The sequence below is a fragment of the Pseudomonas sp. GW821-FHT09D08 genome, assembly GCF_059416305.1.
The window spans coordinates 82,370-101,997 of record NZ_JBWKOX010000023.1; the positions used below are offsets into that span (position 1 = coordinate 82,370).

Annotated in this window: 20 protein-coding genes; 14 read left to right on the forward strand and 6 right to left on the reverse strand. The window is 64.0% G+C overall.

The window, feature by feature from the left end; genetic code table 11:
• Window positions 1–7 precede the first annotated feature (7 nt).
• The 4 genes from AC07OP_RS27560 to AC07OP_RS27575 all read left to right on the forward strand — a co-directional run bounded on the left by AC07OP_RS27560 (window position 8) and on the right by AC07OP_RS27575 (window position 4,745).
• Window positions 8–256, forward strand: coding sequence for a cytochrome C oxidase subunit IV family protein (locus AC07OP_RS27560; protein ID WP_115488971.1), 249 nt, complete (start codon window positions 8–10; stop codon window positions 254–256).
• 559 nt (window positions 257–815) lie between these two features.
• Window positions 816–1,256 carry a c-type cytochrome gene (locus AC07OP_RS27565; RefSeq protein WP_074847069.1) on the forward strand — a complete coding sequence of 147 codons (441 nt, stop codon included), beginning with the start codon at window positions 816–818 and terminating at the stop codon, window positions 1,254–1,256.
• A 3-nt stretch (window positions 1,257–1,259) separates the two neighbouring features.
• Entirely contained in the window at window positions 1,260–2,681 is a 1,422-nt protein-coding gene (locus AC07OP_RS27570; protein ID WP_065941880.1) for a cbb3-type cytochrome c oxidase subunit I, read from the forward strand.
• A 222-nt stretch (window positions 2,682–2,903) separates the two neighbouring features.
• On the forward strand, window positions 2,904–4,745 hold the full coding sequence (locus tag AC07OP_RS27575) for a nitric oxide reductase activation protein NorD (protein WP_495102853.1): 1,842 nt from the start codon (window positions 2,904–2,906) through the stop codon (window positions 4,743–4,745).
• Here the strand turns inward: AC07OP_RS27575 and AC07OP_RS27580 are convergent.
• From AC07OP_RS27580 to AC07OP_RS27590, 3 genes are read right to left on the reverse strand one after another with little or no spacing between them, the layout of a single operon-like run.
• Window positions 4,739–4,930 (reverse strand): protein DnrP, encoded by a 192-nt coding sequence (locus AC07OP_RS27580; RefSeq protein ID WP_495102852.1) that lies wholly within the window; start codon window positions 4,928–4,930, stop codon window positions 4,739–4,741. The genes AC07OP_RS27575 and AC07OP_RS27580 overlap by 7 nt on opposite strands.
• Window positions 4,927–5,610, reverse strand: a complete 684-nt coding sequence (locus AC07OP_RS27585; protein ID WP_495102899.1) for a Crp/Fnr family transcriptional regulator — start codon at window positions 5,608–5,610, stop codon at window positions 4,927–4,929. Before AC07OP_RS27585 ends, AC07OP_RS27580 begins: the two co-directional genes overlap by 4 nt.
• 29 nt (window positions 5,611–5,639) lie before the next feature.
• On the reverse strand, window positions 5,640–5,843 hold the full coding sequence (locus tag AC07OP_RS27590) for a hypothetical protein (protein WP_137212229.1): 204 nt from the start codon (window positions 5,841–5,843) through the stop codon (window positions 5,640–5,642).
• Between the two features lie 120 nt (window positions 5,844–5,963).
• Here AC07OP_RS27590 and AC07OP_RS27595 point away from each other — a divergent pair, with 120 nt between their 5' ends.
• The 8 genes from AC07OP_RS27595 (at window position 5,964) to ubiT (ending at window position 13,152) form a co-directional block, all read left to right on the forward strand.
• Entirely contained in the window at window positions 5,964–7,154 is a 1,191-nt protein-coding gene (locus AC07OP_RS27595) for an NnrS family protein (RefSeq protein WP_495102851.1), read from the forward strand.
• 9 nt (window positions 7,155–7,163) lie between these two features.
• Complete coding sequence (locus AC07OP_RS27600) at window positions 7,164–7,595, forward strand: membrane protein (RefSeq protein ID WP_027607187.1); 432 nt, start codon at window positions 7,164–7,166, stop codon at window positions 7,593–7,595.
• A 661-nt stretch (window positions 7,596–8,256) separates the two neighbouring features.
• Window positions 8,257–8,904 carry a pyridoxamine 5'-phosphate oxidase gene (gene pdxH, locus AC07OP_RS27605; RefSeq protein ID WP_115489180.1) on the forward strand — a complete coding sequence of 216 codons (648 nt, stop codon included), beginning with the start codon at window positions 8,257–8,259 and terminating at the stop codon, window positions 8,902–8,904.
• An 85-nt stretch (window positions 8,905–8,989) separates the two neighbouring features.
• On the forward strand, window positions 8,990–9,544 hold the full coding sequence (gene moaB, locus AC07OP_RS27610; protein ID WP_027607185.1) for a molybdenum cofactor biosynthesis protein B: 555 nt from the start codon (window positions 8,990–8,992) through the stop codon (window positions 9,542–9,544).
• On the forward strand, window positions 9,541–10,773 hold the full coding sequence (locus tag AC07OP_RS27615) for a molybdopterin molybdotransferase MoeA (RefSeq protein ID WP_146478379.1): 1,233 nt from the start codon (window positions 9,541–9,543) through the stop codon (window positions 10,771–10,773). The genes moaB and AC07OP_RS27615 overlap by 4 nt, the downstream gene beginning before the upstream one ends.
• A gap of 9 nt (window positions 10,774–10,782) precedes the next feature.
• Window positions 10,783–11,778 (forward strand): ubiquinone anaerobic biosynthesis protein UbiU, encoded by a 996-nt coding sequence (gene ubiU / locus AC07OP_RS27620; protein WP_495103129.1) that lies wholly within the window; start codon window positions 10,783–10,785, stop codon window positions 11,776–11,778.
• A 10-nt stretch (window positions 11,779–11,788) separates the two neighbouring features.
• The gene (locus AC07OP_RS27625) at window positions 11,789–12,679 is read left to right on the forward strand and encodes a U32 family peptidase (RefSeq protein WP_092357316.1); all 891 of its coding nucleotides are present in this window, start codon (window positions 11,789–11,791) and stop codon (window positions 12,677–12,679) included.
• Window positions 12,673–13,152, forward strand: a complete 480-nt coding sequence (gene ubiT / locus AC07OP_RS27630; RefSeq protein ID WP_027607181.1) for a ubiquinone anaerobic biosynthesis accessory factor UbiT — start codon at window positions 12,673–12,675, stop codon at window positions 13,150–13,152. The genes AC07OP_RS27625 and ubiT overlap by 7 nt, the downstream gene beginning before the upstream one ends.
• Here the strand turns inward: ubiT and AC07OP_RS27635 are convergent, their stop codons facing one another.
• From AC07OP_RS27635 to AC07OP_RS27645, 3 genes are all read right to left on the reverse strand, one after another.
• On the reverse strand, window positions 13,153–13,833 hold the full coding sequence (locus AC07OP_RS27635; protein WP_253490898.1) for a Crp/Fnr family transcriptional regulator: 681 nt from the start codon (window positions 13,831–13,833) through the stop codon (window positions 13,153–13,155). It abuts the gene before it with no gap.
• A 348-nt stretch (window positions 13,834–14,181) separates the two neighbouring features.
• Window positions 14,182–14,829: a two-component system response regulator NarL gene (gene narL, locus AC07OP_RS27640; RefSeq protein WP_027607179.1), complete on the reverse strand. Its 648-nt coding sequence runs from the start codon at window positions 14,827–14,829 to the stop codon at window positions 14,182–14,184.
• Complete coding sequence (locus AC07OP_RS27645; protein WP_495103128.1) at window positions 14,826–16,628, reverse strand: HAMP domain-containing protein; 1,803 nt, start codon at window positions 16,626–16,628, stop codon at window positions 14,826–14,828. The genes narL and AC07OP_RS27645 overlap by 4 nt, the downstream gene beginning before the upstream one ends.
• A 310-nt stretch (window positions 16,629–16,938) precedes the next feature.
• Between AC07OP_RS27645 and AC07OP_RS27650 the strand changes: the two genes are divergently transcribed.
• Window positions 16,939–18,195, forward strand: a complete 1,257-nt coding sequence (locus AC07OP_RS27650; RefSeq protein ID WP_141155276.1) for an MFS transporter — start codon at window positions 16,939–16,941, stop codon at window positions 18,193–18,195.
• Window positions 18,196–18,197: 2 nt separating this feature from the next.
• Window positions 18,198–19,595 carry a NarK family nitrate/nitrite MFS transporter gene (locus AC07OP_RS27655; protein ID WP_092357306.1) on the forward strand — a complete coding sequence of 466 codons (1,398 nt, stop codon included), beginning with the start codon at window positions 18,198–18,200 and terminating at the stop codon, window positions 19,593–19,595.
• The last annotated feature ends 33 nt before the right edge of the window (window positions 19,596–19,628 follow it).

Sequence of the window (19,628 nt, forward strand, 5' to 3'; positions counted from 1 at the left end):
GGTGGGTATGACGGATTCCCGGACGCTGATCCTGTGTTGGCTGATGTTGGTGGTGCTGAGCGTTGGCACTGTACTGACGGGGGCCTCCGGGTTGTGGTGGGGGGTGTTGTTGCTGGCGGTGGTCAAGGGGTGGGTGATTGTGGATGGGTTTATGGAATTGCGGCGTGGGCCGTGGTTGTGGCGGTTTGTGATGGTGGGGTGGGGGGTGGTGTTGATCGCGTTGGTTGGGCTGAGTACATATCCGTTTTTTCGGTAACGGCGGCTTAGGGTTCCGCTCTTACAGCGGCCCACGCTCCAAAGCCTGCATTCGGCCAGCGTGTTTGACGGGGCGATTTGAGATCAAAAGCCAAAGCGCGGCGGCCTTAGAGCCGACCGGAGTTGGGTCTGGTGTACTCGGTAAATGTGGGAGGGGGCTTGCCCCCGATGAGGGAGTGTCAGTTGGTGGATTTGGTACTGACCCACTGCAATCGGGGGCAAGCCCCCTCCCACATTTGGATCTCCATCCAGCAGGTAGGCCTCAGCCTGCTTTTGCTCTGCTTTTGCTCTGGCTTTTGATCTTGATCCTGGGCACACCGAGCCTAGGCGAGGTGCCGAGTGTTGGGGCAAGAGCCCTTTGGTTACTTTGGGGCTTTTCCAAAGTGACCCGCTGTAAGAGCGGAACCATAGGCCGCCGTTACCTAAATAACGGATATGTACCCAACCCAACCCCCCAAAAAAATACCCCACCAAAACCATCAACAATTCTTGATCGCCATCAAGCAGTTTCCACCCCCCACCTCCCTATCATTCCCTGGCCAAGCAATGAGGAAGCGACCATGTCAGAGACCTTCACCAAGGGCATGGCCAGGAATATCTACTTCGGAGGAAGCGTGTTCTTCTTCCTGATTTTCCTGGCCCTGACCTACCACACCGAACAAACCTTTCCCGCCCGCAGCAACGTCGACCAACTCAGCGAATCCGTCGTGCGCGGCAAGGGCGTCTGGGAGCGCAACAACTGCGTCGGCTGCCACACCTTGCTGGGCGAGGGCGCTTATTTCGCGCCGGAGCTGGGCAATGTGTTCAAGCGCCGGGGCGGCGAAGAAGGGTTCAAGCCGTTCCTGCATGCCTGGATGAAGATGCAGCCCCTGGGTGTACCGGGGCGACGGGCCATGCCGCAATTCAATCTCAGTGACCAGGAGGTGGACGATATGGCCGAGTTCCTCAAATGGAGCTCGAAGATCAATACCAATAACTGGCCACCGAACAAGGAGGGCTGAGCCATGCGCAGTGCCAATCCATACTTGAAATTCCAATCCCAGGCCGTGGCCAAACCGTACTTTGTGTTCGCCCTGATCCTGTTTCTCGGTCAGGTGCTGTTCGGTTTGATCATGGGCCTGCAATACGTGATCGGCGACTTTCTGTTCCCGTTGATCCCCTTCAACGTGGCGCGGATGGTCCACACCAACCTGCTGATCGTCTGGCTGCTGTTCGGCTTTATGGGCGCGGCCTACTACCTGGTGCCCGAGGAGGCCGAACGCGAGCTGCACAGCCCGAAACTGGCGATCGTCCTGTTCTGGGTGTTCGCCGCCGCCGGGGTGTTGACCATCCTCGGCTACCTGCTGGTGCCCTATGCGGCGCTGGCCAGGCTGACCCACAACGAGCTGCTGCCGACCATGGGGCGTGAGTTCCTGGAGCAACCGACCATCACCAAAATGGGCATCGTCGTGGTATGCCTGGGCTTTCTGTACAACATCGGCATGACCTTGCTCAAGGGCCGCAAGACCACCGTCAGCATGGTGATGATGACCGGGCTGATCGGCCTCGCGGTGTTCTTCCTGTTCTCCTTCTACAACCCCGGCAACCTGGCGCGGGACAAGTTCTACTGGTGGTGGGTGGTGCACCTGTGGGTCGAAGGCGTGTGGGAGCTGATCATGGGCTCGATGCTGGCCTTCGTGCTGATCAAGGTCACCGGCGTCGACCGTGAAGTGGTGGAGAAATGGCTGTACGTGATCATCGCCATGGCCTTGATCACCGGGATCATCGGCACCGGTCACCACTTCTTCTGGATCGGCGCGCCCGAGGTGTGGTTGTGGGTCGGTTCGATCTTCTCGGCCCTGGAGCCGCTGCCGTTCCTGGCGATGGTAATGTTCGCCTTCACCATGGTGAAGCAACGTCGGCGCCAGCACCCCAACCGCGCGGCCACGTTGTGGGCCAAGGGCACCACGGTCACGGCGTTCTTCGGCGCGGGCGTGTGGGGTTTCCTGCACACCCTGGCACCGGTCAACTTCTACACCCACGGCACCCAACTCACCGCCGCCCACGGGCACCTGGCGTTCTTCGGTGCCTACGCAATGATCGTAATGACACTGATCAGCTACGCCATGCCCCGCCTGCGCGGTATCGGTGAAGCGCCGGACGCGCGTTCGCAAACCCTCGAGATCTGGGGCTTCTGGATGATGGTGCTGTCGATGGTGATGATCACGCTGTTCCTCACCGCTGCCGGGGCCGTGCAGGTCTGGCTGCAACGCTGGCAGGTGGACGGGGTGGCCTTGCCGTTCATGGCCACGGTGGAGCATTTGCAGGGACTGTTCTGGGCGCGGTTGGTCAGTGGGCTGGTGTTCCTGCTCGGGCTGGCCTGCTACCTGTGCAGCTTCCGGCAACGCGCCCGGATGGCTGGAGCACCGGTACCGATCGTCCATTGAAGTAACGCTGTCCAAATGTGGCAGGGGACTCGCTGTGGCAAACGGGCCTGCTGTGGTGAACGGGCTTGCTGTGGTGAGTGGGCTTGCTGTGGTGAGCGGGCTTGCCCCGCGCTGGGCTGCGCAGCAGCCCACTGGGATCTAAGCCCCACTCACCACAGCAAGCCCCTCCCACATTTGCACCGCAGTGTACCCGTCGAATCCCCACTAGTTGGAGCCCCTCCCATGGCCTTCACCCTTGAGCTGGAAGAATGGGTCGGCAGTGCCTGGCACCGCTTTATCACCCGCCGCGCCAGTGTCGATTTTCCGCACGCGCGGGTCGATCTGGTCGACCGCCAGCGCAGCCTCGCCGTATTGTTTCGCGCCCTGGGCGGTGCCAGCGGGATCGCCCTCGAAGCCGCCAGCGAACGCGACCTGCTGCTGCGCCGCAACCTGTTGATGCGCATCGCCGGCACCTGCAAGCATGCACCCCTGGCCTCCTGCGATGGCAACCGTCTACGCCTGCCGTCGAGCCTGGCGGTGTACCCCACCGTCGCCTTGAACCGGGAGTTGTACCGCTGGCTGGCGCTGTTGGCCGCCCATGCAGGCCCCATGACCCATTGGGCCCGGGACAACCAGCGCTGGACCTGGCTGCTGCTGCAACGCTACCCGGCGCTGCTGCCCAGCTACCAGCGCCTGGTGGACGCCCATATCACGCTGCGCCCCGACCCGGCCAGCCTGAGCCCCGCTGAAGCCGCCCTGGAAAAAGCCTTGCGCAAGGCCCTGCGCGAGCCCGGCAGCGTGCGCCATCTGCCCCGCAGCGAACGCGCCGCCTGGCCGTTGCCCTTATGGCTGTACCCGCCGTTGCACCTGGACACGCCCCAGGCCCTCGATCTTGAAGACGACGGCGACGACCTCGCCACCCCGTCCGGGGAGCAGCAGGGCGCGCCCAAACGTGCCGGCCGTGTGGATGATCACAGCCGTGATGGCGGCCTGCTGGTGGTGCGCCTGGAAAACCTGTTCAGCTGGACCGAGCACGTCGACCTCGATCGCTGGACCGACGACAGTGAGGACCCGGACGCCGCCCGCGTCGCCGAAGACCTCGACCAGTTGAGCCTGTCGCGCCAGCGCGTGCGCAAGAGTGGCGGCTTGACGCTGCACCTCGACCTGCCGCCCGCCGATGTGGATGACATCCCCCTCGGCGAGGGCATCAAGCTGCCCGAGTGGGACTACCGCCAACAATGCCTTCGACCCGGTTTCGTCAATCTGCAGCTGATGCAGCCACGTGCCGATGCACCGCAACCGTTACCGGCCCGACTACTCGGCCCGGCCCAGCGCCTGCGCCGTCAATTCCAGCAGCTGCGCACCGACCGCCAATGGCTGCGCCGGCAACCCCAGGGCGCGGAGCTGGACCTGCAAGCCTGGGTGGATTTCCAGGCGCAACGCCAACACGGCGCCAGCACCGAACGCGGCTTGTACCAGGAGCAACGTCACACCCGACGCGACCTGGCATGCCTGCTGCTGGCGGACCTGTCGATGTCCACCGACGCGCATTTGAACGACGAGCAAAAGGTCATCGACGTGATCCGCGACAGCCTGTTGCTGTTCGGCGAAAGCCTGGACGGGCTGGGGGATGCGTTTGCGTTGTATGGCTTCTCGTCCCTGCGCCGCCATCAGGTACGCCTGCACCAGCTCAAGGCCTTCGAGCACGCCTATGACGACCGCACGCGCGGCTGTATCCAGGCCCTCAAACCGGGGTACTACACGCGCATGGGCGCCGCGATTCGCCAGGCCACCCAGTTGCTGGGCGCGTGCAAACAGCGGCGCAAGTTGTTATTGCTACTGACCGATGGCAAACCCAATGACCTGGACCTGTATGAGGGCCGCTACGGGGTCGAAGACACCCGCCAGGCAGTGGTCGAGGCGCGGCGCCAGGGCCTGATTCCGTTCTGCATCACCATCGACAGACAGGCCGGGGACTATTTGCCCTATATGTTCGGTGCCCATGGCTACACCCTGATCCGCCAGCCGGAGCAGTTGCCGCTGCGCTTGCCCCAGCTGTACCGGCAACTGACCGAGGGTCAGTAGAGGTCGCGGGGCAACCAGAAGAACATCGCGATGCAAAACAGCGTCAGGCCCAGGCAGAACCACTGGAAACGCCGTAGCCGCCGCGCTTGCAGGCTGGCATCCGCGGCGGGCAGGGACGTTCCGCAGCCGGCGCATGCCTCGCGCACGTCGGCATTGCGCTGCTGGCAATACAGGCAGGTTTTCACTCGAATTGCTCCAGGCGCAGCCGGTCCAGAATGGCGATCTGACGTCCGTCCTGGGTGATGATCTTTTCATCGATCAGGCGCCGGATAATCCGCGAAAAGGTCTCCGGCTGGATCGACAGATGCCCGGCAATCAACTGCTTGGCCATCGGCAGTTCGAAGGTGGCGCCGGTGCTGTGCAGGCGCATCAGTTGGGTCAGCAGGTAGCGCACCACGCGGTGGGTGGCGTTTTTCAGCGACAGGGTCTCGATCTCGTTGACCCGCTGGTGCAGGCGCACGCACAGCTTGCCGAGCAGGGCGAAGGTCAGGCGGCTGTTGCTGTGCAGCAGGCGCATGTAGGTGGCGTTGGACAAACGGTACAACTGGGTGGGGCACACCGCTTCGGCGCAGGCCACGTAGTTGGGGGTGTCCATCAGCATCATGGCCTCGGCGAAGGTCTGGCGCTCGCCGATTACTTCGAAGACTTTCTCCTGGCCGTCGGGAGTCAAACGGTAGACCTTCACCGCACCGGCGATCACAAAGTAAAACGCCTCGGCCGATTCGCCCTGGCGGAACAGCGGCTCGCCTTTGTCGATGCTCAGCAACTGGCTGTTGCCCATCAGCTCGTCGAGTTCTTCGTCGTTCAGCGGTTCGAACAGGTGATGGCTGCGCAGGATCTGGTGGTGCACGCGATGCAGCACCATGCCCGGTTCCTTGAACAGCAGCGGGGCGTTCACACCAGCACCAGCGAAAGCCCGCTGGCGGCGGCCAGCATGGAGCCGAGGATCACAAACCAGGCGAGGGGGACATAGGCGTTTTTCATCATGGCTCCAAAGCATGCTAAAGGTGTTGTAGGAGCGAGCTTGCTCGCGAAAAACCCACAGACACCGCGTTTAATCAGGATGCCCGCGTCATCGTTAACGTTCTTCGCGAGCAAGCTCGCTCCTACAGTGAGCGCAAGCGTAAGCGTTGAAGTGGGTTTGCGACTTGATCTACGACAAGGGCAACACGCAGGTATCGGCGCAAGATTGCCGCAGTCCTGAAGGGAGACCGTGTCATGCAAGTGCTCGATCGGCGCAAGGCCATGTCGATTACCCCGTTGTTTCGCCTGGCCTTCCGGCCATTCTTTCTCGGCGCCTGTGTGTTGGCGGCGCTGGCAATTCCCCTCTGGCTGCTGGCCCTGGGCGGGCACCTCGGCACCTGGCAACCCGCCGGCGGCTGGCTGGCCTGGCATCGCCATGAGCTGCTGTTCGGCTTTGGCGTGGCGATCATCGCCGGGTTCCTGCTCACGGCAGTGCAGACCTGGACCGGCCGCCCAGGCATCAGCGGCAATGCCCTGGCGCTGCTTGCCGGCGTGTGGCTGGCGGCGCGCCTGGGCTGGTTGTTCAACCTGCACTGGCCGCTGCTGGCGGTGCTGGAGCTGACCTTTCCCCTGGCTGTCGCCGCAGTGATGGGCTGGACCCTCTGGCAGGTAAGACAGACGCGTAATTACCCGATTGTGCTGGTGCTGGCGCTGCTGACCGTGGCTGATGCGCTGTCGCTGTATGGCTTGCTGCGCAATGACCCAGGCCTGCAACGCCAGGCGGTGCTGACCGGCCTGTGGCTGGTGGCGGCGATGATGGGTTTGATCGGCGGGCGGGTGATTCCGTTTTTCACCCAGCGCGGTTTGGGCCGGGTCGAGGCGGTCAAGCCCTGGGCGTGGCTGGACCTTATGTTGCTTGGCGGCTCGCTGCTGATCGCGGTGCTGTATGCCGCAGGGCCCGCGTTGCGCGCCAACCTGTGGATCGGCCTGCTGTTCGCCGCCCTCGGGCTGGGGCACCTGGTGCGCCTGGTCCGTTGGCATGATCGCGGCCTGTGGCGCGTGCCGTTGCTGTGGTCATTGCACCTGGCATATGCCTGGCTGGCCGTGGCCTGCCTGGGCATGGCGCTGTGGCACTGCGGTGCGCCGCTCAATCCCAGCCTGGCCGTGCATGCATTGACCATCGGCGCCATGGCCGGGCTGATCCTGGCCATGATCGCCCGCGTCAGCCTGGGCCACACCGGCCGCCCGTTGCAGCCGCCGGCCGGCATGACCCTGGCCTTTGGGCTGCTGAACCTGGCGTGTGTGTGCCGGGTGGCGCTGGTCCTGCTGTTGCCGATGGCCGCGTTGTGGCTGGCGGGTGTGTGCTGGACCCTCGGGCTCGGCCTGTACTTGTGGCGGTATGGCCCGATGCTGTGGCAGGCACGGGTCGATGGGCATCCGGGCTAGGAGGACGTCATGCTCTATTCCACCTTGTTGATCGTGCATCTGCTGGCGGCGATTGCGTTTATCGGCACGCTGTTTTTCGAAGTGGTGATCTGGCACAGCGCCCGCGAGGAGCTGGCCTGGTCGGCGCAGTTCACCTCCGACCATGCCATTGCACGGCGTTCGCGCCAGGTACTGCACGGCGTGGTGGTGTTGCTGTACGGCGCGGGCATCGGCCTGGCCTGGCACTATCGCGGGCTGTTGGCGGTGCCCTGGGCCAGCCACTTCGCCGCGCTGCTGAGCCTGAAAATCCTGCTGGCCCTGAGCATCATCGGCCATTACCTGTGGCTGGCGTACCTGCTGAGTCACCAGCGCTTGAGCCCCCGGCGTGCGACGTGGATTCGTCGCAGCATCCTGGGGCATATGGTCGTGATCGTGATCGTGGCCAAGCTGATGTTGCGTTGATCAGGCAGGCGGACTGAGCGCCCTGGTAAACAACACGTCGTTCTCCAGGCGGATGTGGTCGCGCGGGTGTTGCTGCGGTAATGGAGTGAGATCCAGAGCAGACTAGTATCTACCTGACTGTATGGAGATCAAATGTGGGAGGGGCGGTGCGACGATTCGACTTGCCCCCGATGGCGGCCTGACAGCCGACCAGGATGTTGGATCAGGCCGAGTACATATCCGTTGCTACGGTAACGGCCACCTATGGTTCCGCTCTTACAGCGGCTCACTTTTGGAGGGACCCAAAAGTAAGCAAAAGGTCCTCGCCCCAACACTCGGCACCTCGCCTAGGCTCGGTGTGCCCTCACTCCGGCTTGAATCCGTGGGCCGCCGTCATGGGCCATCCCTGGCCCAGGACGGCTAACCCGGCGTCCTGCCGGGTTACCCACGGATTCAAGCCTGCGTTCGGCCAGCGTGTTTGACGGGGCGCCTGAGATCAAGATCAAAAGCAGAGCCAGAGCAACAGCCAGAGCAACAGCAACAGCAACGCGATCCGTTGTGTAGCCCCCCACACCTCAAGCAATCACATGCGGCGTCATGCCACGGGCGAATGTTGATCGCGGTCAAGGGATAACTTCGTGGTAGTTCCCACACTGTGGCGAACTTTCTGGAGGACTGCGCCATGCCCCTGTCTCTTGCGCAATTGCGCCGCAACTACACCCTTTATGGCCTGCGTGATGACTTGGTGCAGGACGATCCCTTGGTGCTGTTCGGCCAGTGGCTGGATCAGGCGCGTAAAACCGAGGTGCCGCCGGCGGAGGCCAATAGCATGGCCTTGGCTACGGTCGATCATGATGGGCATGCCCACTGTCGCATCCTGCTGCTCAAGGGTTTCAGCGCCGAGGGTTTTTTCTTTTTCGGCCACTACCAGAGTGCCAAGGGCCAGGAGCTGGCGAGCAATCCCCATGCGGCCATGACGTTTTTCTGGCCGGGGCTGGAGCGTCAGGTGCGTATCGAAGGCCCGGTGGTTCGAGCGGATGCGCAGCTGTCGGACGATTATTTCGATGCGCGACCGGCCGCCAGTCAGTTGGGCGCCTGGGCCTCGCCGCAAAGCCAGCCCCTTGGCCATCGCAGCGAGTTGGAAAGCCGCCTGCGTGACGTCACCGAGCGTTTCGCCGGGCAGCAACCGCCACGGCCCGAGCATTGGGGCGGCTACCGCCTGCAACCGCAGCGCATCGAGTTCTGGCAGGGCCGGCCCGACCGTCTGCATGACCGTCTCGACTACCGCCTGCACAGGGGCATTTGGCAGCGCACGCGCCTGGCCCCCTGAACGAGATACCTCCTTGGAGGAATAGGCCCTGCGCCCGTTGCGGCGCAGGCTGACGGCAACTTTCTTCACGCCTGGAGCCTTGATCATGGCCCATTTGAAACAACGCACGTTCGTGCCCCTGAACATCGCCGTGCTGACCATCAGTGACACCCGTACCCTCGACACCGACACCTCCGGCCAGACCCTGGTGGACCGCCTCGAAAGTGCCGGGCATGTGCTTATCGACCGTGGCCTGGTGATCGACGACATCTACCAGATTCGTGCGCAGGTGTCCCTGTGGATCGCCGACCCCGAGGTGCAAGTGGTGCTGATGACTGGCGGTACCGGTTTCACCGCCCGCGACAACACGCCCCAGGCGGTGCTGCCGTTGCTGGACAAACATGTCGAAGGCTTCGGTGAGCTGTTCCGCCAGGTGTCCTTGGCCGAAATCGGCACTTCCACCTTGCAGTCCCGCGCCCTGGCCGGCATCAGCAACGGCGTGCTGGTGTGCTGCATGCCGGGCTCGCCTGGCGCATGCCGCACCGGCTGGGACAGGATCCTGGCGGAACAGTTGGACAGCCGCACCGGCCCGTGCAACTTCGTGCCGCACCTCAAGCCTCAGCCTGAGCAAATCCTGCAAGCCTGCGAGTCGCGTTCATGAGTGTCTCGGTGTGTGACAGCGGCCACCTGATGCCGGTGGACGAGGCCATCGCCGCGCTGCTGGCCCAGGCGCCGCCGCCGCCGAGCACCCAGGTGATTGGCCTCGAGCAGGCGCTGGGGCGGGTGGTCGCCGAAGAGCTGTTCTCGCCCCTGGATTTGCCCGGTTTCGACAACAGCGCCATGGACGGCTACGCCCTGCGCGCCGAGGACGTACCGGCCGAAGGCGGCTACCTGATGCTCGCCGGGCGCATTGCGGCGGGGCAGCACAGCAAGGTGAGGGTGCAGGCCGGGCAGGCCGTGCGCATCTTTACCGGTGCGCCGCTACCGCCCGGCGCCGACACGGTGGTGCCCCAGGAGCGTTGTCGCCTGTACGGCCAGCGTATCTGGTGCCCGCCGGTACGTCTCGGCGAGCACGTGCGCAAGCAGGGTGAAGAGCTGCAGCGCGGGCAGACCCTGATCGCCGTCGGCAAGCGCCTGCGTGCCCAGGACATCGGCTTGCTGGCCTCGGCCGGCATTCCTCGGTTGAAAGTCTATCGCCCGTTGCGGGTGTGCCTGCTCAGCAGCGGCAACGAGCTGCGTGACCCGGGCGAAGCGCTGGTGCCGGGGCAGATCTACAACAGCAACCGCTATGCCCTGGCCGCGTTGTTGCGTGGCTGGGGCGTGGACGTGCACGACTACGGCGTGATGGCCGACGAGTTGGCCGCCAGCCGCGATGCGCTGGCCCTGGCCTCGTCCGAGTGCGACCTGTTGCTGACCTCGGCGGGGGTGTCGGTGGGGGAGGAGGACCATCTCAAGCAGGCCATCGAAGCGCTCGGCCGCGTGGACTTCTGGCGCCTGGCGATCCAGCCCGGCAAACCCCTTGCATTTGGCGACGTGGCGGGCAAGCCGTGGCTGGGCCTGCCCGGTAACCCGTCGGCGGCGCTGATCACCGCGCTGGTGGTGGTGCGTCCGTTCCTGCTGCGCGCCCAAGGAGTGGAGCGGGTGTTGCCGGTGCCGATCCAGGTGCCGGCCGCATTCGAATGGCTCAAGCCCAACAAGCGCCGCCAGTACCTGCGTGCACGCCTGAGCCCCGGCGAGGACGGGCAATTGCGCGCCGTGCTGCACCCCCAGCAAAGCTCGGCGATGCTCACCGCCGCCTGTTGGGCCGATGGCCTGGTGATCGTCGAGCGTGAGCACCAGGTGCTCAAGGATGAACCGGTGCCGTTTGTGTCTTTCGCTGAATTTCTCTGAGGAGCCCCCATGCAACTGGTCTGCCCGGCAGGCAACCTGCCTGCGCTTAAAGCCGCGGTGCGCCAAGGCGCCGATGCGGTGTATGTCGGTTTTCGCGATGACACCAATGCCCGGCACTTTGCCGGGTTGAACATGGACGACAAACAGTTCGACGGTGCCGTCGCCTTTATTCGCCAGCACCAGCGCAAGCTGTACGTGGCGGTCAACACCTACCCGCAACCGAAGATCTGGGCACGCTGGCAACGCGCCGTCGACCGCGCGGCGGACCACGGCGTGGACGCCCTGATCGCCGCCGACCCCGGTGTGCTCGACTACGCCAGCCGCCAGCATCCGCACATGGCCTTGCACCTCTCGGTACAGGGCTCGGCCACCCACGCGGCGGCGCTGAAGTTCTATGCCGAACGCTATGGGATTCGCCGCGCGGTGTTGCCCCGTGTGCTGTCCCTGGCCCAGGTCAAACAGGTGGCGGCGAGCAGCCCGGTGCCCATCGAAGTGTTTGGTTTTGGCAGCCTGTGCATCATGGCCGAGGGGCGTTGCCACCTGTCGTCCTATATCACCGGGGAGTCGCCGAACCTGTGCGGCGTGTGCTCGCCGGCCAAGGCGGTGCGCTGGAGCGAAGATGCCGAGGGCTTGAGTGCGCGCCTGAGCGACGTGCTGATCGACCGCTACACCGCCGACGAACCCGCCGGCTACCCGACCCTGTGCAAGGGCCGCTTCCTGGTCGACGGCAAACGCTTCCATGCCCTCGAAGAACCCACCAGCCTCGACACCCTCGACCTGCTGCCGGAGCTCAGCGCCATCGGCGTCGAAGCGGTCAAGATCGAAGGCCGGCAACGCAGCCCGGCGTATGTGGAACAAGTCACCCGGGTCTGGCGCGCCGCGCTCGACGCCCACCGCAGTGCACCGACCAGCTTTGTGGTCAAGGACCAATGGCGCCAGGTGCTGGCCGGGTTATCCGAAGGCAGCCAGACCACACTCGGCGCCTACCATCGTGCATGGCAGTGAGGAGACACAGATGAAACTCAGCCTGGGACCGGTGCTGTTTTATTGGGATAAGGAACACCTGGGGCGCTTCTACTCGGACATGGCCGGCTTGCCCCTGGACGTGATTTACCTGGGCGAAACCGTGTGTGCCAAGCGCCGCGCGTTTTCCCTGGACCGTTGGTTAGGCCTGGGCCGGGAGCTGCAAACCTGCAGCTCGGCGCAGATCGTGTTGTCGAGCCTGACCTTGATCGAAGCCGCCTCCGAACTGTCGAGCCTGCGCCGCCTGTGCGACAACGGCGAGTGGCTGGTGGAGGCCAACGACATGGGCGCGGTACAGATGCTGATCGAGCGCAAATTGCCCTTTGTCGGCGGCCCGGCGCTCAACCTCTACAACGGTCACGCCTTGGTGCAACTGCTCGACGCCGGCATGCAACGTTGGGTGCCGCCGGTGGAATGCTCCCAGGGCCTGATCGCCGACGTGCTGGAGCAGGTGCGCGAATTGGGCCGGCCACTGCCCGAGGTGGAAATCTTCGCCTACGGCCATTTGCCCCTGGCCTACTCGGCGCGTTGCTTCACCGCCCGCGCGGAAAACCGCCCCAAGGACGATTGCCAGTTCTGCTGCATCAACTACCCCGACGGCATGCCCCTGACCAGCCAGGAAGGGCAGGCGCTGTTCACCTTGAACGGCATCCAGACCATGTCCGCCGACGTTACCAACCTGCTGGCCGATTACCCCGGCCTGGTGTCCAGCGGCGCCGACCTGTTGCGCCTGAGCCCACGGGCCGAGGGCATGGTCGAGGTGGTACGTGCCTACGACCAGGTACGCCAGGGCGCTACGCCGCCGCTGTATGTCGAAGGCTGCAACGGCTACTGGCACGGCCAGGCGGGTATGTTGCGGGTTGAGGAGGTGGGCCTGTGCTGAGTCGTAAACCATGGCTGCTCAAGGGGGCCGACCGGTTGTTGCCATTGATCCGCCGTGTGCCATTTGGCGTACAGCGCCTGGTCTTGCAGCAAGCCCTCAACCGCTGTCTGGCCGAACCCCTGCGCGACGGCGGGTTTGACCTGCTGCGCGGGCGTTGGCTGTGTTTGCGTATTCCTGACCTGGGGTTGTGCTGGTACCTGACCCTGGGGCGGGATGGGTTGCGGATTGCGCAAAAGGCTGAGGCGCAGGTCAGCATCAGTGGTAATTGGCGGGAGTTTCTGTTGCTGGCCAGCCGCCAGGAAGATCCGGATACGTTGTTCTTTCGCCGCCGGTTGGTGATCGAGGGGGATACGGAATTGGGGCTGGGGTTGAAGAATCTGATCGACAGTTTGGACCCGGATGTGTTGCCGCCCTGGTTGTGGCGGAATCTGGAGCGGGCGGGGCGGGCGTCAGCGGTTCATAGCGGGCACTGATCAGCCGGCCTGATAGCCCATCAACTGTTCTTCGCAGAGGATTCGAATGGTGCGCCGCTGCACCTCGATCAACCCGCCTTCCACCAGCCGGTGCAGGATCCTTGAAAAGGTCTCCGGCTGGATCCCCAGCTTCGACGCCACCAGGCGCTTGGGCACTTGCAGCACCACCTCGCCACTCAGCGCATCGCGCTCCTGGAACAGGAAGTTGATCACCCGACGGCTGGCGTTGGCCAAGGTCAGGGTGTCGATGTCCTTGAGGCGCTGATGCAGGTGGATGCTCATGCTGGCGAGGATCGCCAGGCAGATTTTCGGCTGGTCCTCCAGGGCCCGGCGGTAGTGCTGGCCTTCGATGCTGACCAGCACGCTGTCCTTGAGCGCGGTGGCGCTCACCGGATAGGCCTTGGCCTGGGTGAACAGCAGGGCTTCGGCAAAGGTCTGGCCGGGCTGGATGATTTCCACCAGGTGTTCCTGGCCTTCGCCCGTAACCCGATGCAGCTTGATCTGGCCGCTGACCAGCAGGAAGAAACGCTCGGCCGCGTCACCCTGGTGCATCAACGGCGCATGGCCGGGCAGGTGCTTGAGATTGGCCAGCGTGCAGACGTCCTGGAAGGTTTTTTCCGGGAGCTGGCTGAACAGGTGATGGCGACGCAGGGTGAGCACGATGTGGGGATGGGTGAGCATGGTTGGGCCTCCGCAATGGGCTAGCGTAGAAGGCTTGGGGCGGGGTTGATATGCCTCTGTGGGGGTACCTCTTGCGGGGTTTGTGTAAACAATGTGGGGGGCTTGCCCCCGATGAGCAAGGGTATCCACACAACTTTTCAGCCCCAGACAAATCTCCCTGTGGTGGGCGGGCTTTTTGTGGTGAGCGGGCTTGTCCCGCGCTGGGCTGCGTAGCAGCCCCAAAACCAGTGTCTACAGAGTGTCTGATACACCGCATTCTTCTGGACTGGGGCTGCTGCGCAGCCCAGCGCGGGCCAAGCCCGCTCACCACAACAGCCCTATCTGCCGCGCGTTCAGCCTCAAACAGCCTCACCCCGCCTGCCGCAAATGCTCCATCGCCCAGACCGCCGCCTCGACCCGCGACCGCAACCCCAGCTTATGCAGCAGATTCTTCACATGCACCTTCACCGTGCCCTCGGTAATCCCCAATTTGTGCCCGATCACCTTGTTGCTGTGCCCACTGGCAATCGTCCTCAGCACCTGGCGTTCGCGCTCGGTCAATTCCACCGCTGCATGGGGCTGCGGCGAGCGCAGGGCCTGGGCCAGGACGCGGGTCAGGCCGGGGCTGATGACCAACGCGCCATGCAACGCATCACGGATGTACTGGATCAACAACTCCGGCTCCATGTCCTTGAGCAGATAGCCATTGGCATCCAGGCGTAGCGCATCGCGTATGTCGTCCTCGGCGTCGGACACGGTAAACAGCAGCACCTTGCCGGCATAGTTCATGGCCCGCAGGCGGCGCAGGGTTTCCAGGCCGTTCATGTGCGGCATGTTGTTGTCCAGCAGGACCAGGTCCGGTTGCAGCCCGTCGATCTGGTCCAGGGCTTCCTGGCCGTTGCCGGCTTCGCCGACCACTTGCAGGTCGTCTTCCAGTTCAAGCATCTGGCGCATGCCGTGGCGCATCATCGGGTGATCGTCGACCAGCAGGATACGGTGGCGGGTGAGGGTGTTCATGAGGCGGTGCCTTGTAGGGAGTGGCCGAGAAATTCCGGTTGGAAACGCAATTGCACGCGGGTGCCCTGGGGCTCGCGGGGGCTGATGTCGAGGCGGCCATGCAGGCTGCGGGCGCGCTCGTCCATGATGGTCAGGCCGTGGTGTTCGCGGGTGTCGACCTCACCGCAGAAGCCCCGGCCGTCGTCCTCGATGCTCAGGCTCACGGTCTCGCCTTCCTGGCGCAGTTGCAGCCAGGCGTTTTGCGCATGGGCATGGCGCAGGCAATTGGACAGGGCCTCGCGGGTGACCTGCAACAAGTGGATCTGTTCGCTGGCCGACAGCTGGAAGGCTAGAGCGTCCACATGCAGATGCACCTGGAACTCGCCACGCCGCGAGAACTCTTCGGCGGTGTCCTGTAGCTCCTGCACCAGCCCGGCATCGTGGATTTGCAGGCGGAAGGTGGTGAGCAATTCGCGCAGTTGGCGGTAGGCGTTGTTCAGCCCGTCGCGCAGTTCGGCGGTGACGGTGGCCAGGGTTTCCACCGGTTCGCCACGGCGGATCAGGGTTTGCATGCGGCTGACCTGCAGCTTCATGTAGGACAGCGCCTGGGCCAGGGAATCGTGCAGTTCCCGGGCGATGATGGTGCGTTCGTCGAGCAGCAGCAGGCGGTGGTCCTGTTCGCGCTGGCGCTTGAGCGACAGCGAGGTGCCGATCAGGTTGGCCAGGGCCTGGATCAACTGTTTCTCCCAGTCCTGGGGCGCATGGCCGTCGAGGAAGTGCGCCTTGAGTTCGCCCAGTTCCGAGCCCTGGTTGCTGATGCTGAATACCTGGGGGAGTGCCACTTTCTGTTTTTGGCACGTTGCGCAATCACCGATGGCGCAGACGTTGCGGCTATCCCCCCCATTCAGGGAGAGCATCTGCTGGGCCGGCGCCAGGAAGTGCCCTTGCAGGCACAGCGACAGGCGCAGCCCCGGCAGGCGTTTCTGGAAGCGCCGGATCAGTTCATCCAGGCCCTCGGCGTTCGCCAGGCGCGTGGCCAGGCTGCGGCTGCTCTGGTAGAGCAGTTCGAGGGCGGCGTTGGCTTGTTGCAGGTTGAGGGTTTTCTGCCGCACCTGGCTCTCCAGGGTCCGGTGGGAGTGTTCAATGGTTTCGGCCATGGTGTTGAAGCTCAGGGCCAATTGCCCCAACTCGTCTTCGGAGCGGTGGTTGACCCGAGTCTTGAAGTCGCCGTCACGAAAGCGCCGGGTCGCGTGCACCAGCTCTTCCAGGGGGTTGACCACGCCGTACTGCAATTCATACAGGCCGATCAGCAGGATGATCAGCGTACTGAACAGAGCCAGGCCCTGGATGCTTTGCTGCCAGCCCTGTTTCTGTTCGCTGTGTTGTTGCAGGAGGCTGACGAATTGGTTCAATTGCTCGACGAACCCCGGTGCGCTGGCCTGGAACAGCACCGCGTCGCCGCGTGCCAGCGCCGGGCGCAGATCGGTGTCCCAGCGCTGCTGGATCTGTTGGTAGCTCTGCAGCAGGGCGCTGCGCGGGCCGTCTTCAAGCACCGCCTTGAGCGACTGGCTGTCGAGGCGCCCTTGCAGGCTGTGGGTGATGGCGTCGATCTCGTCGGCAGGCGCGCCGGCCGCCAGTTTCCAGCTCAGGTGGTAGGTCTCCATGCGCACCGAGCCGGCGGTGTTGATGGCGGCGGCATCGCCCTGGCTGAACCAGGCGATCAAGCCGGCGCTCAAGGAACTGGCGAGGGCGAGGATGGCGATCAGGATCACCGCCAGCCCGGCGCGAGCGGGCAGGGAGCTGCGCAGCCAATTAAACATGGCGGCGTGATCGAAGGGGGTTGAGAGCCTGCATGGCGGCACCTGCAAAGGGAAAAGGGCTGAAAGACCGCAATCCCTGGCGCACTACCTCTAAAGAGTTGCCGGCAAACCCTCCCACGGGAAAACGCCGGCACAAGAGATCAATCCATTGATAAATAAAGACTTTCTCTTGTTGTTAGGACTACCTCCTTAGAGGTATGTGGGGCCAGCATAGCCCCATACCCCCCAGGCGGACGTTGACCTGGGTCAAGTTCCACGGGGGTGTCGCCCCTAACCTGCGCCCATGGAATCACTTTCTGGAGCGCATACCGTGACTCAACCCCGTATGAGACAAGGCCTGGTGCTGGGCATGAGCACCCTGGCCTTCACCGTCTGCTTTATGGTGTGGATGATGTTCGCCGTGCTGGGCGTACCCATCAAAGAGCTGCTGCAACTCAACGAAACCCAGTTCGGCCTGCTGGCCGCCACGCCGGTGTTGACCGGCTCCCTGGTACGCCTGCCCCTGGGCCTGCTGACTGACCGCTTCGGCGGGCGCATCGTGTTCTTCCTGTTGATGCTCGCCTGTGTGCTGCCGCTGTACCTGATCACCTACGCCACTGCCTATTGGCAGTTCCTGGTGCTGGGCCTGTTCGTCGGCCTGGCCGGCGGTTCGTTTTCGGTGGGCATCGCCTACGTGGCCAAGTGGTTCGATAAAGACAACCAGGGCTTTGCCATGGGCGTGTTCGGCGCCGGCAACGCGGGCGCCGCCGTCACCAAGTTCCTGGCCCCGGCGCTGATCGCCCTCGGCACCTGGCACCTGGTGCCCAAGGTGTTCGGCGCGATCCTGTTTATCACCGCGCTGCTGTTCTGGTTCCTCACCAGCGAGAACAAGGCGCACCGCAGTGCCGGCGGCGCCACCCTGCGCCAGCAGTTGCTGTGCCTGAAAGACCCGGCCGTGTGGCGCTACTGCCAGTACTACTCGATTGTGTTCGGCGGCTATGTGGCCCTGGCACTGTGGATGACCAAGTACTACGTGCAGGAATACGGCTTCAGCCTGCAAAGCGCCGCGTTGCTGGCCGCGTGTTTCTCCCTGCCGGGCGGCGTGCTGCGTGCGGTGGGCGGCTGGATGTCCGACCGCTGGGGCGCCCAGAGCGTGACCTGGTGGGTGCTGTGGGTGAGCTGGATCTGCCTGTTCCTGCTCAGCTACCCGCAGACCCAATTGCAGGTGCAGACCGTCAACGGTCCCCTGGATTTCCATATCGGCCTCAACGCCACCCTGTTCACCGTGCTGCTGTTCGTGATGGGCATCGCCTTCGCGTTCGGCAAGGCCTCGGTGTTCAAGTACATCGCCAATGACTACCCACAGAACATGGGCGCGGTGTCCGGCATCGTCGGCCTTGCCGGTGGCCTGGGCGGCTTTGTGCTGCCGATCCTGTTTGGCGCCCTGGTGGACCTCACCGGCGTGCGCTCGTCCTGCTTCATGTTGATGTACGGCGTGGTCTGGGTGTCCCTGACCTGGATGTACTTCAGCGAAATGCGCAAGCAACCGCTGTTGGGCAAAACCGCCCAACCTCTCCAAGGAGAATGAACATGTCCATCGCGCAAAAGCCCGGCTCGGGGCCGGTGATCCACGACTGGCGCCCTGAAGACCCGGCGTTCTGGGGCGCCAGCGGCAAGAAGACCGCGACCCGCAACCTGTGGATCTCGATCCCTGCGCTGTTGCTGGCCTTCGCCGTGTGGATGGTGTGGAGCACGGTGATCGTGCGCCTGAACGCCATCGGCTTTACCTTCAGCACCGACCAGTTGTTCTGGCTGGCGGCGTTGCCGGGCCTGTCCGGTGCCACCTTGCGGGTGTTCTACTCGTTCATGGTGCCGATCTTCGGCGGCCGCCGCTGGACCGCCCTGAGCACCGCGTCGCTGCTGCTGCCGTCGCTGTGGATGGGCTTTGCGGTGCAAGACCCCAACACCCCCTACAGCGTGTTTGTACTGATCGCGCTGCTGTGCGGTTTCGGCGGCGGCAACTTTGCCTCGAGCATGTCCAACATCAGCTTCTTCTACCCCAAGTCGCAGCAAGGCACGGCCCTGGGCCTGAACGCCGGCCTCGGCAACCTGGGGGTATCGGTGATGCAGTTCTGCGTGCCGCTGGTGATCACGTTCGGCGTGTTCGGCCTGGTGGGCGGCCAACCGCAGACCTTGGCGGATGGCAGTCAACTCTGGCTGCAGAACGCCGGTTTCATCTGGGTGCCGTTTATCCTCACCGTCACCGTGGCGGCCTGGTTCGGCATGAATGACCTGTCCAGCGCCCGCGCTTCGTTCAGCGAGCAGGCGGTGATCTTCAAGCGCAAGCACAACTGGCTGATGTGCTGGTTGTACCTGGCGACTTTCGGCTCATTCATCGGTTTTTCGGCGGCGTTCCCGCTGCTGATCAAGACCTCGTTCCCCGACGTGGTGGCGCTGAAATTCGCCTTCCTCGGCCCGCTGGTCGGCGCCCTGGTACGCCCACTCGGCGGCTGGCTGGCGGACAAGCTGGGCGGCGCACGGGTGACCTTGTGGAACTTCGTGCTGATGATCGTGATGGTGTTCGGCGTGCTGCACTTTTTGCCGCAGAACGGGCAGGGCGGCAGCTTCTACGGTTTCCTCGGCATGTTCATGCTGCTGTTCATCACCACCGGCGTCGGCAACGGCTCCACCTTCCGCATGATCCCGGTGATCTTCCGCACCCAGCACGAGAAGGCCAGTGCCGGTAAATCCGCCGCCGAGCGCGAGCAGGCGATCAAGGATGCCGGCAAGGAATCCGCCGCCGTGCTGGGCTTCAGCTCGGCCATGGGCGCCTTCGGTGCGTTCTTCATTCCCAAGTCCTTCGGCACGTCCATGGCCGCCACCGGCAGCCCGGCGATGGCCTTCTACATGTTTGTCGGTTTCTACCTGAGCTGCATCGTCGTGACCTGGTGGTGGTACGCCCGCAAAGGCTGCGCCACACCCTGCTGATCGACCACGAATTCGCGGGGCAACGCACCCCAC

Excerpts from the sequence above, each read along its gene's own strand:
- AC07OP_RS27600 (WP_027607187.1), top strand. The coding sequence starts at position 7,164 with ATGCTCTATTCCACCTTGTTGATCGTGCATCTGCTGGCGGCGATTGCG.
- AC07OP_RS27560 (WP_115488971.1), top strand. The coding sequence starts at position 8 with ATGACGGATTCCCGGACGCTGATCCTGTGTTGGCTGATGTTGGTGGTG.
- AC07OP_RS27655 (WP_092357306.1), top strand. The coding sequence starts at position 18,198 with ATGTCCATCGCGCAAAAGCCCGGCTCGGGGCCGGTGATCCACGACTGG.
- AC07OP_RS27585 (WP_495102899.1), bottom strand. The coding sequence starts at position 5,610 with ATGGTGCTGCATCGCGTGCACCACCAGATCCTGCGCAGCCATCACCTG.
- AC07OP_RS27575 (WP_495102853.1), top strand. The coding sequence starts at position 2,904 with ATGGCCTTCACCCTTGAGCTGGAAGAATGGGTCGGCAGTGCCTGGCAC.
- AC07OP_RS27615 (WP_146478379.1), top strand. The coding sequence starts at position 9,541 with ATGAGTGTCTCGGTGTGTGACAGCGGCCACCTGATGCCGGTGGACGAG.
- AC07OP_RS27570 (WP_065941880.1), top strand. The coding sequence starts at position 1,260 with ATGCGCAGTGCCAATCCATACTTGAAATTCCAATCCCAGGCCGTGGCC.
- AC07OP_RS27625 (WP_092357316.1), top strand. The coding sequence starts at position 11,789 with ATGAAACTCAGCCTGGGACCGGTGCTGTTTTATTGGGATAAGGAACAC.
- AC07OP_RS27595 (WP_495102851.1), top strand. The coding sequence starts at position 5,964 with ATGCAAGTGCTCGATCGGCGCAAGGCCATGTCGATTACCCCGTTGTTT.
- moaB (WP_027607185.1), top strand. The coding sequence starts at position 8,990 with ATGGCCCATTTGAAACAACGCACGTTCGTGCCCCTGAACATCGCCGTG.
- narL (WP_027607179.1), bottom strand. The coding sequence starts at position 14,829 with ATGAACACCCTCACCCGCCACCGTATCCTGCTGGTCGACGATCACCCG.
- AC07OP_RS27635 (WP_253490898.1), bottom strand. The coding sequence starts at position 13,833 with ATGCTCACCCATCCCCACATCGTGCTCACCCTGCGTCGCCATCACCTG.
- AC07OP_RS27565 (WP_074847069.1), top strand. The coding sequence starts at position 816 with ATGTCAGAGACCTTCACCAAGGGCATGGCCAGGAATATCTACTTCGGA.
- pdxH (WP_115489180.1), top strand. The coding sequence starts at position 8,257 with ATGCCCCTGTCTCTTGCGCAATTGCGCCGCAACTACACCCTTTATGGC.
- AC07OP_RS27645 (WP_495103128.1), bottom strand. The coding sequence starts at position 16,628 with ATGTTTAATTGGCTGCGCAGCTCCCTGCCCGCTCGCGCCGGGCTGGCG.
- ubiU (WP_495103129.1), top strand. The coding sequence starts at position 10,783 with ATGCAACTGGTCTGCCCGGCAGGCAACCTGCCTGCGCTTAAAGCCGCG.